The following is a 13,323-nucleotide window of genomic DNA, read 5'->3' as shown; positions in this document are numbered from 1 at the left end:
CGGGAGATGCAGCGGGACCTGGCCGCGCGAGGTGATTCGGCGGGTGCCATGGGAACGATATCAACGACATCAGGAGCCGCTTCGGCACCAAGCACGACGAAGCTATCAGGAGATGTTGAGGAAGCTGCGGCCTGGCATCTTAGGCTGAACTCACTACTTAGGGGGCTATGCCTTGTCGGGGCGAGATGAACCATTCGAGGTGTTGCCGGGGAAGGGTATACCCGAAGCGCGTTTTGGCGAGCCGCGAACCCTTCATCGGGAGAGGTTGGGCGATCACGTTCCGTTCGAGCGATTCCCAGGGTCGGTCCTGGACTCGTATTACGACATGACACTCATTCTCACGTACGACGTCAGTGACAGGCTGGTCGAGATCGACATGTCGGACTCAATCGACGTGTTTTGGCGTGGGATATCGCTCGTAGGGAGACCGCTTGGGGAGGTTTTGAGCGACCTCGCGAACGAGGGTTTCCATCCCGACGAGTTCGAATTGGAGTCGTTGAGGTGCAGTGCACTGGGACTGAGCCTCTACACTCCGGCGCCCGAAGAGCTTGAAGAAGATGTCAAGCACGTGATCCTAGACCCGATCCACTGACGCTCCTGCCGACGGGAATGCCGGCAAGGCTCCTGGCGCAAGCACCGCTTCACAAGGTGCTTCGTTGGGAGCCTTGCCTCAACCCTCCGTTAACAGGCTCCAGGTCGACGTACACGGTGCCAGCGTCGGTGCCGATCGCCGGGATACGGCTCGACCTACGCGACCCACGCGGCGGGCACGGGCCGACGTGTTCACCTGGCAGTTGAACGTGCCCCAGGCGGGCAGCTACGGCTCGGCTGGCTCGCCGTCGTCCTGGACGACACCTACTTCCTCGACGGGGCCAAATTCAGTCAATGTCGGCACGTACTCGCTCAACTATTGGGGGTGACTTTGAGAGGCCTGTTAGAACTGGGAAGGTTGCTTTCTGCGGCCAGTTGGAGCCAGGGCCAGGTGGAACTTGCAAAGGTTGAATCCGAGTTCCTCGAAGCGGTGACGTTCGCTTCGGCAGATGAAATCGTTCGCATGCTTGAAACGGTTCTCGACGAGGACTACGCCGGTCTTCCGGTCTGGGCCCGCAACCTCGCCTATCGCTTGGCCTGCCTGCAGCGACTTGAAGATTCGGCCCTGCTGAGGGAAGCATCGGCTGACCTATTCAATCACGGCCCAGACTGGGACCGTATTGCGGAAGAGTTGCGAAAGCAGGCTGACGCCGCAGAGAAATAAGATCGAGTCGGCGGGGTCTGTCGTCGTACTGGCGAAAGACCCCGCGCCCCGCGCTTAAGGTGACCAACGGCAACTCGGCCACTGATACGACTCACGATGTCGTCGTTCGCGATGGCAGAGTGTATGACGGGTTTACGGACAGGGCAGGTGTCCCTATGGAGGAGTTCGAATCCCGCTGGGAATACGGCGGCGACATCTTGAAGTGGAGACCTGTTTCGTGAATCGGCGGAGACTCATTCGGAATCTTCGGCAGCGACCTCGTATGTTCGGACTGGACGGCTCGTACGGCATGTACGTGGCTTTCCTTAAGGGTTACGAGGTGGGCTCTGGCGACGATCTGCTAGCCAAGCTGAAGGAGAAGTTGGTTGGCGACCTCGGTACTGGGCAGAACCTAGGATGGGAAGCTTTGCTCCTTCGGAAACTGGCTCCTGACGATCCTGCACGCTGGCAGCCCTTGGAGATACGGGATGACTCGTTCGATCGTATGATTTGCCAAGCTCTGTTTGATCACTTGGAGGACCTTGAGAGCGAGGCGTAACAAGCCGCGCTGATTCTAAGCCCCGAGCCGGGGTCGTAGAAGATCCCGGCTCGATGCACTCATTCGGGCGAGCCTTTTTCAGTCCTTGCGGCTGCCGTCTGGTGAAGAGTCCTGGCGTTGCCTGAGCGAGAGCTGAGGCTCGGTGATGTCCTCAGGGGCTTCGCGCTTCGTCTACGGGGATCCGGAGCCGACGTTAGCGATCGGGTAGGCCAGCTCCGCCGCCCGCTCCCGCAGATCCGCCAGTCGCTTCTGCGGATTGAGCGCCCGGACGATCTCCTCGGTCAAGGGCTGCAGCGTGAGGATCTGCTCGACCACGGTTTTGTCCAGCTCGAGGTCGTAGACCGACCAGGCGTACTCCAGGTACTCCTCCACGGCGCCGTCGCAGAGGATGTCGAGCAGCCAGGCCCCGTCGGGATCGGTCTCCTCGTCGTCGGCGGGCGAGAGGTCGATGCCCTCGCCCGCGCGCCACCGGTCGTCCGCGGAGCGCCGCCAGAGCACGAACGTGGCGTCGAGCGTGCCGTCCTCGTGGCAGAACGTGGGCTCGTGCACCAGCGGGGCGAACTGTTCGGGCAACCCCTCCAGGAGGCAGGGCCACAGTTGGCCGCCGGTGTAGTTGTGCATTGGTGAATCGTGGTAGACGCCGCGGATGAAAGCACCGTCGGTGGTGAAGGCGATGTCGTACTCCTCGCCGCTGCCGGTGCGCATCGACGCCACTTCGCTCTCGCCGCGTCGAGGGCTGTAGTCGTAGTAGACGGCGCCGATGATCGTGTCGAGCATCGCCAGGGCTCGGGAGCGGTCGCGGACCACATCGATTGGTGGCAACTTGGCGGCGGTGTCGTAGACGGTCACCGGGCGAGCCTACGAGGTCGGCGCCGGACGGCACCGTCGCGAGGCGCTTCAAGACCACTGCGGGTATCACAGCAGTAGACAATTGGTTTTCGGGCTTGGAAAGCCCCTGCGTGTTCGCTATGGTGCCCATGCTTAGCTCGGCGGATTGCGGACTCTACTGTCAAGCAGCTGACGATTCCCGCGTGTGTCGGTTACGGCTCGATTGGCACGGGCAGCCTGTTCTGTAGTCACCCCGTTCTCTCCAAAGTGGATGATCTCCTCGGTTTCATGACGGACGCCATGGGTAGGGATCGTGGCGAATGCCGGTCGGTTGGCGGGTGTTTATCTCGCCGCAGCGTCCTCCGTGCCGATTTCGTTACATGGACACGCTGCCTAGATACATAGACATTGGTCACCTTGTCGTGCCGTTACGCCGCCGCCTAGCCTGAGCGCGCTCATGGGTTAACGGGGGAGCGGTGAGATGACGATCGATATTCGGCTGTTGGGCACTGTGGAGCTACGGGTCGACGGCCAGCTCGTGACGATGGGTGCTGCCAAGCGTCGGGCGGTGCTCGCCGGGCTTGCCCTCGAGGCGAACCGGCCGGTCTCGCTGGACCGGCTCTCACAGATGGTCTGGGCCGGTCCCACCCCCGCGTCGGCGGTGGCGAACCTTCGCTCCCATGTGGCCGGTCTGCGCCGCGCTGTCGGTGACCGGATCGTCGCCCACCCCGGCGGGTATGAGCTGCGGTTGGCCGGGGGTGAGCTGGACGTCACCGAGTTCCTGCGGCTGGCGAGGGACGCCCGGGCGGGACGGGACAGCGCCGACCCGATGGCGGTGATCGGCCGGCTCGCCGCTGCTCTCGCCCAGTGGCACGGGCCCGCCGGTGACGGCGTACCCCGCAGCACCTCGTTGGACAACCGGTGGGCGACGCTGGACGAGCAACGACTGCAGATTTTCGAGGACTTGGCCGACGCGCGGTTGACCGTCGGTGAGCACGCCGGCCTGCTCGCGGGCTTGCGCGAGCACCTCGCGGCCCATCCGTTGCGGGAACGCGCCTGGGGCCAACTGATGCTCGCCCTCTACCGGTGCGGCGACACCCCTGCTGCGCTGTCCGCGTACCGGTCGGCCCGAGACAGCCTCTACGACCAGCTCGGCATCGAGCCCGGTAGCGAACTGGCGACACTGCACCGCGCCATGCTCGACCGATCGCCCGAGCTGAGCTGGGTGCCGCCTGTGGTGGCCGAGCCGGTCGTTGTCGCCCAGCACCGGGTACCGGCCGTCGACGGAAGCTGGGTGGCGCCCCGCGAGCTGCCGGCGGACCTGGTCGCCTTCGTGGGGCGTACCCGGGAACTGGCCGACGTGGTCGCCGCGGTGACCGGCCCGACGCCCGCCGTCGCGGTGGTCTGTGGCCCCGCCGGCGGCGGCAAGTCGGCGCTCGCGGTCCGTGCCGCCCACACCGTCGCGGCCGCCTTCCCCGACGGTCAGGTCTACGTCGACCTGGGGTACCAGACCGACATGCCGGCCGAGGAGGTCGTCGCCCGGGTGCTGCGCAGCCTCGGCGTCGCCGCCGCCGACGTCCCACAGCACCCGGAGGAGCGGGCCGGCCGGCTCCGCTCGCGGCTCGCCGGCCGCCGCCTCCTCCTGGTGGTGGACGGGGTCACCCACGCCGCGCAGGTACGCCCACTGGTCCCCGCCGGCCCAGGGCCCGCGCTCGTCGTGGTCGCCCAGCGCCAACTGCGGAGCCTCGACGGGGTACGCCGGATCATGACCGGCGCGCTCGGTGACGCTGACGGGCGAGCCCTGCTGGGGGCGCTGGCGGGCTCGGAGCGACTTGACGCCGATCCCGCCGCGACCCGGGAACTGCTCCGGCTCTGCACCGGACTGCCGCTGGCCCTGCGGGTCGCCGGCGCACGATTGGCCGGCCGGCCGGCGCTGTCCATGGATCGGCTGGTCGCCCAGATCGGCGACGGGCGTCGCCGGCTGGACTGGTTGGCGCACGGTGACCTCTCCATGCGGGATCGGCTCGCCACCGGCTTCGCGGCGGTTCGCTCGGAGGACGAGGTGGCCGGTCGGCTCATCGAACTACTCGGCGGCGCACCGGACGGTCAGCTGCTGCCCGACAGCGCCGCCGCGCGACTCGGCGTCACGGCCGAGCGCGTGTGGCGGGCGCTCGAGGAGTTGATCGACACGCACCTGGTGTACCTCGACGAGCCGGCTGGCTACCGGTTGCCGGCGTTGGTTCGTGAGTACGCCGCCGAACTGACCGCGCTGCCACCCGTGCCCCGGCAGCTGATCAATGGCTGGCGGGTCACCACTGGTGACCGTGAACGTCCAGCCTTCCAGGGCGTTCTCGAGCACCTCTGAGGTGAGCCGTTGACGAGGCGCACTGATAGTCGACCGCCGATCTACGGCGCGCGCCGACTCCTTCAAGCCCCGCCCGCCTACCCCGGCATGATCGCGCTCGATCCCTGTTGTAGTGGTGTCGTTCGCGTCGGGACGCCACTCGATCCAGGATCGAGCGCGATCTCGCAGGGCGACAGGGCGACAGGGCGACGGGCTGCGTCAGGTGGCGACCACGCCGAGCTTGATGAGGCTGTCGGCGGTGTCGGTGATGGTCGTCTGCACCGGGCGGGGCCGCCAGCCGAGGACGGTGCGGGCCTTGTCGTTGCTGATCACCGGGATCTGGCCTCGCAGGGCGGCGGCATCACGCAGCGCCGGCTCGGTCTTCGCGGCCTCCCGGACCTCGTCGTCGCTCAACTCCCGGGCCGGCACCCGGTCGGCCAGGCTCGGCAGGTGCCGCGCGAGCATCTTCGCCAGGTCGAAGAAGCTGATCGACGGGCCGCCGACACCGATGAACCGTTCGCCGGCCGCGTCCGGGTGCAGCATCGCGCGCAGGTGCAGGTCGACCACGTCCCGGACGTCGACCACCCCGAAGTACATCCGGGGTACGACCGGCATCGACCCTTGCAGGAACGCCTGCACCAGGCCGGTCGAGGCGGACACCCGCGAGCCGAGCAGCGGTCCGAAGATGCCGGTCGGGTTGACGACGCTCAGCTCGACGCCGCCGTTGTCCCGGACGTCGTCCCAGGCGGCACGTTCGGCGAGCGTCTTCGACCGGTGGTACGCCGGGATGTCGTCGTCCACGTTCGTCCAGTCCGCCTCGCTGTACCGGCCGTCGGGCTTAACGGTGTAGCCCACAGCCGCGTACGACGAGGTCAGCACCACCCGCCGTACCCCGGCCGCACGGGCGGCCCGCAGGACGCGCAGGGCTCCGTCGCGGGCCGGCCGGATCACCTCGTCGTCGTCCTCCGGCGGGGTGAACGGGAACGGTGACGCGTGGTGCAGCACGTACCGCGCCCCGGTGACCGCCTCGGCCCAGCCCTCGTCGGCGGAGAGGGCCGCGGTGCGGAACTCGACCCGGCCGTCCGGGTTCGTGCCCGCCTGCCGGACCCGGTCGAGCACCTCGTCGCCCTGCCCCGGCTTGCGGACGGTTACCCGCACCCGGTAGCCCTCGTCGAGCAGTCGGGCGACGGAGTGCCCGCCGAGGTGACCGGTCGCGCCGGTCACCAGCACCAGGGCATCGTCGGTGCAGCAAAGTTGAAGATCGGTTGACATGGTGTGTCCCATCGTTGTTCAAAAGTCCTGAAGAGCGCGCTCCACCTGCTCGACCGCGTGGGTCTCGGCAGCGGCGTCGCCTCGGTGCCGGGCGTCCCACATGTCCGCCTTGGCGCGCAGGTACGCCTGGCGTACCCGTAGGCGCTCGATCTCGGCGGCCAGCCGGTCGGCGTGCCGCGCGAAGAGGTCGCGCTGTTCGGCGGCGGCCGCCCGGTCGCCCTCGTCGAGCAGCGCCAGGTACCGGCGCATGTCCGCGACGCTCATCCCGGACGACCGCAGGCAGGCCAGGGCGCCGACCCGCTCGGCGAGCGGAGTGTCGTAGCGGCGGTGGCCGCTGCTGTCGTCGCGGGGTACCGCACCGAGCAGGCCGACCTTCTCGTAGTAGCGCAGCGTCGGCTCGCTGAAGCCCGACCGCTGCGCCATCTCCTGGATGGTCAGGGGCCATTCCGCCCGCTCCCGACCGTCCTTCGTCGTTGCCATGGATGAAGCGTCCCCAACTTCAAGCGCTTCAAGTCAACCGATGTGACGCGGGGCACCCGTCAGCGGTTTGCCCGTTCGATACCTCGCCGGACGAGACCGCTGATGCCGGGCACTGTGATCGCCCGGATGGTCAGATCACTCATCCAGACGTGGAATCGGCTGGGTGGCGCGTACTGGGCCATTCCCCGGCGGGCGAGGGCCTGTCGTTTGCCGACCTCCGGGCGGAGTCCGGTCTCCCACTCGGCGAGTGCTGCCGGGAGGTCGTCGGTGTGCCGTCGCACGGCGGTGCCGAGGTGGTCGGCGCCGGCCAGTGCGAGGGCCGCGCCGTGTCCGGCGAAGAGCGTCACGCACCACGCCGCGTCTCCGAGCAGCACGATGCGGCCGGCGCTCCAGCGCGGCATGACCACCTGGCTGACGCCGTCGAAGTAGGCGCTGGCCGGGTTCTTCTCCAGGTGGTCGATCGCGTCGGGCACGCCGCCTGACAGATCTCCGAACGCGGCCCGCAGCGCGTCGACCGGCCCGCGCCTCAGGTCGGCGGCGGGCTCCGGGCTGCGATAGGTGAAGAATGCCGATGACCGCTCGGGGCCGAGGTTGACGATCGCCGCGGTGCGGCCCGGGCCGATGTACGTGGTGGCGGAGGACTCGGGCACGCCGGGCACCGGGTGGGTCAGGGGGAAGGCGGCCACGAGGTACGGGAGGTCCACCCGGAAGTCGGGGCCGAACACGGCGGTACGGGTGGCCGAGTGCACCCCGTCGGCACCGACCAGAAGGTCGGCCTGCTCGGTGGTGCCGTCGCTCAACTCCACGCGTACCCGATCGGTGTCCTGGTCGACGGACGTGACGGTGGTGGCGAAGCGGATGTCGACCCGGTCCTGCACGGCTTCGAACAGGCTGGATTCCAGGTCGCCGCGGAACACCGAGAGGGCCCGCTTGCCGAGTGCGGCCTCGGCGATGGCCGACGGCACTGCGAACTTGGGGCGTCCGTCGGCGTGGACCAGCACTGTGGTGAACAGCCCAAGGTCGGCGGCGGACAGCGCGGGGAGCAGGCCGAGGCGTTCGGCGGCGTCGTAGCCCGGCCCGATCAGGTTCACCATGTAGCCGCTGCTGCGCCGGGCCGGGGCCCGTTCGGCCATGAGGACCTGCCACCCGTCCTGGTGGAGTCGGAGGGCTGTGGCCAGCCCGGCTATCCCCGCGCCCACGATCACCGCACGTTTCATCAGGCACCTCGCCACCTAGAATGAGCATCTGTTCAAACTAGTATGAGCGCTTGCTCATACCGGCGCAAACGGCGGCGGCGGAACCGCCTAGACTTCGGACATGCCGCGCGGAGTTGCCATCCCAGCGCTCAGACAGCAGCTCTTCGCTGCCGTCGAGCGGTTGATCGTGGAAGAGGGTCCGAGCCGGCTCACCGGCCGGGCCGTGACGCGCGAGGCCGGGGTCGCGACCGGCCTGCTCTACGCGCACTTCGCGAACTTCGACGACTTCCTGACCGGGTTCGCGGTCGACCGGGTCTTCCACATCTCCGGCGAGGTGGCCGGCCTGCCGGAGCGCGCCGGCTCCGGCACTGTCGCCGACAATCTGCGCCAGGCCGTCCTGGTGACACCGCTGGGCACACTGACGGCGTTGACCCGGCTGACCGCATTCCGGCCGGAGTTGACGGCGAACGTCGAAGCGGTCCTGGGCAGCGGGATGTCAGGGCTACGGGGGATCGAACGCGCGGTCGCCGGCTACCTGGCCGCCGAGCAGAACCGTGGGCGCGTGCCAGCCGGCGTCGACACCGAGGCACTGGCCCTGGCGGTGGTCAGCGTCCTGCATCACGTCGCGCTGATTGGCCACACCGACTCGACAGCGGAGCACCGGATCCAGCGCGTGATCGACGCGCTCACCGCCGGTTTCCCCGCGGCGGCACCCTCCTGAGCGCCGCGCCACAACCTGCGGCGCTGCCCACGCCCGGAACAACTCACTCATAGCCGACGTGGATGATCAGCCTGCCCTCCCGGGGGTCGGCCCCCACGTAGACAGACGCCGGGTCGAACAGCGTCGGTGACAGGCTCAGGTCCTCGGAGAGACCCATTTCGCGTGCCAGGTCCTCCGGAGACTGCCCCGCTGCGGGCACCACTGTGATCGTTCGCCAGCATCCACCGGAGGCGCACTCCATGCTCTCGTCGGCGACCGTCGCTCCGGGCGGCACCTCCGGCATGCGCCACGTCGGCGGCAACGATCCCTCGGTCTTGAACACCTGCAACCACAGGAACGACAGGACCCACAGGCACGACAGCAGGCCCAGCGTCACGGACACGGCCACGAGGGTGCGCCTGGTGCGTCTCCTCAGCGCGGTCCGCGACGTCATCGCGCGATGGTAGCGGGGCACCGTCGGCCAGCCGGGCAGGAGTGGGGCCCCAGGTCAGCCGGTGAAGGGCTCGGGTCCGAGGCGGCCCCAGGCGACGAACGCGGCCATCGCGAGGTAGACCAGATTCAGCACGATGAACCTCGCCTCGCGGTAGCGCAGGTGGGTGATCATCGCGCCGACCATCAGCAGGATCCAGCAGATGGCGGTGACCGGCACCAGCACCGGTGCGATGTCGAGCACGCCGGGCAGGATCAGGCCGACCGCGGCCAGGATTTCGAGGACCCCGAGGGTCTTGACGAAGCGCACGCTGGCGTCGCCGGTCCACCCGCCGCCGTTGGCCGCGGCCAACTTCTGCTTGGGTACGAATGTCTTGGTGATGCCGCCGGCCAGGGCGATTGTGGCCAACAGACCGGCCGCGATCCACAGTGCCAGGTTCATGAGTTTCCCTCCGTATCGGGTCGTACAGGAGACACCGCCGGCCGGTGCGCTGTGACGGCTCGTCGGGTGACGAGGAGCACTGGCGCCCGGCGTCACAGAAGGCCGGCGGCCGGTGTCTGGTGGGCGACGCGGTCGAGTTCGAGGAGACTGGAGGACGCATGGATGCTGGGGGCGGAATCATGGGTGCGGACGGCCGGGCGGACCGGGCCGTCGACGCGTTCGTCACCCACCGGAACCTGCTCTTCACCGTCGCGTACGAGATGCTCGGCTCGGCCGCCGACGCGGAGGACGTACTCCAGGAGACCTGGCTGCGGTGGGCGGACGCGGATCTCGCGACGGTGCGGGACCAGCGCGCCTACCTGGTCCGCATCACCGCTCGTCAGGCGCTCAACCGGTTGCGGGCGGTCGGCCGGCGCAGGGAGTCCTACGTCGGTTCCTGGTTGCCGGAGCCGTTGTTGACCGCTCCCGACGTCGCCGACGACGTCGAACTGGCCGAGAGCGTCTCGATGGCGATGCTGCTGGTGCTGGAGACGCTGGCGCCGACCGAGCGCGCGGTGTTCGTCCTCCGTGAGGTCTTCGACCTGGGATACGACGAGATCGCCGAGGCGGTCGACAAGAGTCCGGCCGCGGTCCGTCAGATCGCCCACCGTGCGCGGGCGCATGTCACCGCGCGGCGGCCGCGCGGGATGGTCTCGCCGGCCGAGACCCGACGTGCGCTCACGGCGTTCCGGCTGGCGGTCGAGACCGGCGACGTGCAGGGCCTGCTCGACGTCCTCGCGCCGGACGTCGTGCTCCTCGGCGATGGCGGCGGGATCAAGCAGGCAGTGCTGCGGCCTGTCGCCGGGGCCGACAAGGTGGCCCGCCTGCTCTGCAGCACACACGCGAGGATCGCAACCATGTCGCTGCATCCCGCCCAGGTCAACGGTCATCCGGCGCTGGTCCTGCGGCTCGACGGCGCCGTCGACACGGTCCTCGCGCTGCGTGTCGACGACGGTCTCATCAGCGGGGTCTACGCCGTGCGTAATCCGGAGAAGTTGTCGCACATGCGGCGTGAGACCACCCTGCGCCGCTGACGCTAGTACGGGGGCGTGGGCGTCTCCGGCGACCGGTGGCGGGATCGTCGGGCGTCCGCTGCGGCGACGCCGAGCAGCACCACGGCGGCGACCGCGCCGGCGGTGAGCGGCTGGAGGTGCAGTGCTGCCGGCGTCAGCAGGCCGAGCGCCAGCAGACCAGCTATCCGGCTTCGGGAGACCCGGCCGAAGACCTGGTATTCGAGGGTGGATCGCCCGGCGAGGAAGAGTGCGGGGCCGCCGAAGATGGCGATGAGCCAGGCCGCAGGGAGGTGCCCGAGCGGCTCGGTGATGAACAGTTCGAAGCCGACGCCGGTCAGCACGATCGCCGCGATCATGATCATGTGGGCGAACGCCATGTCGGTCGCGAGCCGGGCCGGGTTGCGGGAGCGGTCGACGGCCGTGCCCAGCATCCCGCCCGCCACGTGGAAGTAGATCCGCCAGAGCAGGACGGTGCTCGCCAGCGCCAGGACAAACCCATAGGTCTGGTCTGTGTGGAACTCGCTGCCGCTGAAGGCGAGGCCGATGACGAAGATCGCCTCGCCGAGAGCGATGAGGAGGAACTGTTGGTACCGCTCGGCCAGGTGCTCGGCTGCGATCATCTGGACGCCGAGTCGCTGCGCGCCGAGTCGGGGGGTCGGCCAGCCGAGGAACAGCCCGGTGTAGTCGATCAGCACGGCGAGGGTCCAGAGTGTCCCGCGAACCGTGCCGTCGTTGACCAGCCCGCCGACGACCCAGAGCGGTGCGCTCAAGCCGAACCAGAACAGGATCCGGATGGACTGTTGAGGGTCCGGCCGGCCGTGCCCGGCGACGTGGAAGAACACCACTCGGCCGATCTGGAGGGTCACCAGGGTGATGGCGAAGAGCGAGGCCCGTGCGCCGAAGCCGTGCGGCACGGCGACCGCCATCGTCATGGCACCGACCAACGTCATGATGATGACGGTCTGGACGATCGGGGCGTCCGGGTCCAGCCAACTGGTCGACCAGACCGTCACCGACCAGACCGCCCACAGCGCCAGGAACAGCAGCAGCGCCTGACCGAGGCCCGCGTACACGCCGCGTTGGCCGTCGGTGAAGTCGGCGATCAGCCGCGCGGAGATCCGGGTGAGGGCGAACACGAAGACCAGGTCGAGGAAGAGTTCCAGAAAGGTGGCCCGTTGACGGGTGGCTTCGCTGCGCAACAGTCCGTCGGGGGTGTTCCTCATCGGCTCGCCACGCGCCGGTGTCGCCGAACGGCCACGTGCCCTCCCGTCGCGGTGATCTCCTCACCTAACGAGCCAGAGGGCGGCTGTGGCACGTGGAGGAGAGGGCGGGCCCGCCACAAGAGTCACCAATCCGTCACCCGGCCGCTACGGCAGGTGTACGCCCTTACGCTCGTGGGCGTGCCCGGACCTGACGAGAAGGCCACTGAACAGGACCGGCGTGACCTCATCGTCACCGTCGCGCGAGAGTTGGCCGAGTCGGAGGGCTGGACGGGTGTGACCACCCGACGGCTCGCCGAACGAACCGGGATCGACATGGGCGACATCTATCGGCACTTCGCCGATCTGGAGGCGCTGATCGCCGCCGTCGCGGTGTGCGCCTTCGCCGACCTGGCCGCCGATCTCGCCGAGGCGCACGCCGAGACCGCCGGCAGCCCCGAGGGGGTCTGGCCGGCGGTCGCGACCGCGTACCTCGACTTCGCGTACACCAATCCCGAGGTCTATGACGCGATGCTCGCGCTGACCCCCGACCTGGCGCTCGGCGTGGATGGCGTGCCGGCCGCGCCGCGGGCGGTCTTCGCCGAACTGCGGGCGGCCCTGACCCCGCTGGCCGAGGGCCGGGACCCGGACACCCTCGCCGAGGTGGGGTGGAGCCTGCTGCACGGCGTGGTGATGCTCACCCGCGGTGGCCGGCTGCGACCCGAGGGGCAGGAGGACCGCGAAGCGTTGATCGCGCAACGGCTGCTGCGGTGGCCGTGACCGCGCCGCCGCCCTCGATCGTGGTCAGTTGATGGGCTGGCGGTCGGCCGGACCCTTGTCGGTGAACCGGAACGTGGTGTTCAGCTTGGCGTTGCCCAACTCCTTGAGGATCAGGCCGTTGCCGGGGAGGTGCTGGAGGTATCGGGTCTCACTGCCGATCGCGTACGTGCCGTCGCCCTTGGCGATGATGGTGAACCGCTGGATCGGGTCGTCCGGGTCGCAGACGACCGCGCCGATGGTCAGTTCGGGCTCGATGTCCAGGCCGTTCACCTGCCAGCAGGAGGGGTCGTCGTTGGCGGGGTGGTCGTCCTTCACGCCGAATGCCTTGATCACGTACCGGTCGCCGCCGATCGGCGTCGGCACGAACAGGGTGCGACCGCCGGTGTCGCCGCCCTCCTCGAGCCGCCCGCTGATCTCCAGGGCCTCCCCGGAACCCTGCACCCTGGTGATCGTGACCTCGCGCTTGCCCGACAGCAGTGGGTCGGTCGCCGCAGCTGCCGAGGTGGCTGGAGCCGCTGCCGTCGGCGTGCCCGCCGGCTTGTCGGCACCGCCCTGGCATCCCACCAGCGCGCTGGTGCAGACCAGCACCGCCGCGCCGATGATCCACTTCATGGTGACCATGCCGTACTCCTCAAGAGCCGTCCCGAGCTGTCGGGCGGAAATCATCATGGGTGTCGCATTCGCACGACGACGGGCCGCGACGGAACGGTTCACGAAAATCCGGAAGATCTCAAATCGTGTCCCACCTATCCTGTCCCTCGGTCTTTCAGTCGGTGGTATGGGGGAG

At 68.7% G+C, this 13,323-nt stretch carries 14 protein-coding genes; 6 read left to right on the top strand and 8 right to left on the bottom strand.

Translation table 11 applies throughout. The annotated features are described in order from the left end of the window. Positions 1 to 325: 325 nt before the first annotated feature. The gene (locus IW249_RS32630; RefSeq protein ID WP_196924302.1) at positions 326 to 592 is read left to right on the top strand and encodes a hypothetical protein; all 267 of its coding nucleotides are present in this window, start codon (positions 326 to 328) and stop codon (positions 590 to 592) included. 390 nt (positions 593 to 982) lie between these two features. After that, a complete protein-coding gene (locus IW249_RS32625; protein WP_307788784.1) occupies positions 983 to 1,255 on the top strand; it encodes a hypothetical protein in 273 nt (90 codons plus the stop codon). 709 nt (positions 1,256 to 1,964) lie between these two features. On the opposite strand, the gene IW249_RS32620 is transcribed toward IW249_RS32625, so the two are convergent. After that, the gene (locus IW249_RS32620; protein WP_196924301.1) at positions 1,965 to 2,642 is read right to left on the bottom strand and encodes a hypothetical protein; all 678 of its coding nucleotides are present in this window, start codon (positions 2,640 to 2,642) and stop codon (positions 1,965 to 1,967) included. Positions 2,643 to 3,102: 460 nt separating this feature from the next. On the opposite strand from IW249_RS32620, the gene IW249_RS32615 reads away from it, so the two are divergent. Next, positions 3,103 to 4,986: an AfsR/SARP family transcriptional regulator gene (locus tag IW249_RS32615; RefSeq protein ID WP_196924300.1), complete on the top strand. Its 1,884-nt coding sequence runs from the start codon at positions 3,103 to 3,105 to the stop codon at positions 4,984 to 4,986. A gap of 198 nt (positions 4,987 to 5,184) precedes the next feature. Here the strand turns inward: IW249_RS32615 and IW249_RS32610 are convergent, their stop codons facing one another. Genes IW249_RS32610 through IW249_RS32600 form a run of 3 tightly spaced genes read right to left on the bottom strand, consistent with a single transcriptional unit; the run spans position 5,185 to position 7,934 of the window. After that, a complete protein-coding gene (locus tag IW249_RS32610; RefSeq protein WP_196924299.1) occupies positions 5,185 to 6,237 on the bottom strand; it encodes an NAD-dependent epimerase/dehydratase family protein in 1,053 nt (350 codons plus the stop codon). Between the two features lie 18 nt (positions 6,238 to 6,255). Beyond that, positions 6,256 to 6,717, bottom strand: coding sequence for a MerR family transcriptional regulator (locus IW249_RS32605; protein WP_196924298.1), 462 nt, complete (start codon positions 6,715 to 6,717; stop codon positions 6,256 to 6,258). A 59-nt stretch (positions 6,718 to 6,776) separates the two neighbouring features. Then, positions 6,777 to 7,934 carry an FAD-dependent oxidoreductase gene (locus tag IW249_RS32600; protein WP_196924297.1) on the bottom strand — a complete coding sequence of 386 codons (1,158 nt, stop codon included), beginning with the start codon at positions 7,932 to 7,934 and terminating at the stop codon, positions 6,777 to 6,779. Positions 7,935 to 8,034: 100 nt separating this feature from the next. Here IW249_RS32600 and IW249_RS32595 point away from each other — a divergent pair, with 100 nt between their 5' ends. Beyond that, positions 8,035 to 8,634, top strand: coding sequence for a TetR/AcrR family transcriptional regulator (locus tag IW249_RS32595; protein ID WP_196924296.1), 600 nt, complete (start codon positions 8,035 to 8,037; stop codon positions 8,632 to 8,634). A 43-nt stretch (positions 8,635 to 8,677) separates the two neighbouring features. Here IW249_RS32595 and IW249_RS32590 read toward each other — a convergent pair whose 3' ends face one another. After that, positions 8,678 to 9,067 (bottom strand): hypothetical protein, encoded by a 390-nt coding sequence (locus IW249_RS32590; RefSeq protein WP_196924295.1) that lies wholly within the window; start codon positions 9,065 to 9,067, stop codon positions 8,678 to 8,680. 54 nt (positions 9,068 to 9,121) lie between these two features. Continuing rightward, positions 9,122 to 9,505, bottom strand: coding sequence for a DoxX family protein (locus IW249_RS32585; protein WP_196924294.1), 384 nt, complete (start codon positions 9,503 to 9,505; stop codon positions 9,122 to 9,124). Between the two features lie 158 nt (positions 9,506 to 9,663). Here IW249_RS32585 and IW249_RS32580 point away from each other — a divergent pair, with 158 nt between their 5' ends. After that, a complete protein-coding gene (locus IW249_RS32580; protein ID WP_231392753.1) occupies positions 9,664 to 10,578 on the top strand; it encodes an RNA polymerase sigma-70 factor in 915 nt (304 codons plus the stop codon). 2 nt (positions 10,579 to 10,580) lie between these two features. Here IW249_RS32580 and IW249_RS32575 read toward each other — a convergent pair whose 3' ends face one another. Further along, complete coding sequence (locus IW249_RS32575; protein ID WP_196924293.1) at positions 10,581 to 11,780, bottom strand: low temperature requirement protein A; 1,200 nt, start codon at positions 11,778 to 11,780, stop codon at positions 10,581 to 10,583. Positions 11,781 to 11,957: 177 nt separating this feature from the next. Between IW249_RS32575 and IW249_RS34920 the strand changes: the two genes are divergently transcribed. Beyond that, the gene (locus tag IW249_RS34920; RefSeq protein WP_307788783.1) at positions 11,958 to 12,536 is read left to right on the top strand and encodes a TetR/AcrR family transcriptional regulator; all 579 of its coding nucleotides are present in this window, start codon (positions 11,958 to 11,960) and stop codon (positions 12,534 to 12,536) included. Positions 12,537 to 12,560: 24 nt separating this feature from the next. On the opposite strand, the gene IW249_RS32565 is transcribed toward IW249_RS34920, so the two are convergent. Beyond that, positions 12,561 to 13,157 (bottom strand): hypothetical protein, encoded by a 597-nt coding sequence (locus IW249_RS32565; RefSeq protein WP_196924291.1) that lies wholly within the window; start codon positions 13,155 to 13,157, stop codon positions 12,561 to 12,563. Positions 13,158 to 13,323: the final 166 nt, after the last annotated feature.

This window comes from Micromonospora vinacea, assembly GCF_015751785.1.
Classification (GTDB): Bacteria; Actinomycetota; Actinomycetes; order Mycobacteriales; family Micromonosporaceae; genus Micromonospora; species Micromonospora vinacea.
The sequence above is the reverse complement of the archived record's forward strand: the minus strand, read 5'-3'. Positions and strand labels throughout refer to the sequence as shown.